The organism is Pseudomonas sp. HMSC057H01, assembly GCF_001836405.1.
GTDB lineage: Bacteria > Pseudomonadota > Gammaproteobacteria > Pseudomonadales > Pseudomonadaceae > Pseudomonas > Pseudomonas aeruginosa.
In genome coordinates, this window is the sequence record NZ_KV828457.1 from 1 (window position 1) to 394 (window position 394).

The 394-nt window shown below is 63.7% G+C and carries 1 protein-coding gene; it reads right to left on the reverse strand.

Annotated features, from left to right (window positions below; genetic code table 11):
• Positions 1-20: 20 nt before the first annotated feature.
• Positions 21-394: antiterminator Q family protein (locus HMPREF2581_RS12745; RefSeq protein WP_256565202.1), on the reverse strand; the 374-nt coding region annotated here is incomplete at its 5' end.

Here is a 394-nt window from a genome sequence, read left to right on the forward strand (position 1 = left end):
CCGCGCGTAAAACTATTTCTTCAAGCGCTCTCGCGGAACCGCTCCAGGGCGCTATCGACCCAGCCTACCGCCAGCTTCAACGTCTCCCTCACCTTGGCCTCGCCGATCTGGTGTTCACGCGCGATGCGCAGGGCCGGCCACTTCGCGCCGTAGTAGAGCCACACGAAGTCGCCGGCCTGCGGCGCCCTGTCGATGAGTCGAGCAATGACCCGGTCGACGGCCAAGGCCATATCGTCAGTGACATGGTAGGCCTTGGGGCTCGACATTGGCATGGCTTGGCTCATGATAGCGGCGGCCGGCGACACATACCCGGGAACCCCCATCCCATCCATGCGCCACCACCCCCACTGTTCGAGGAGATACTCGGTATCGCCCAGCAGCTTGTCCACGTAGG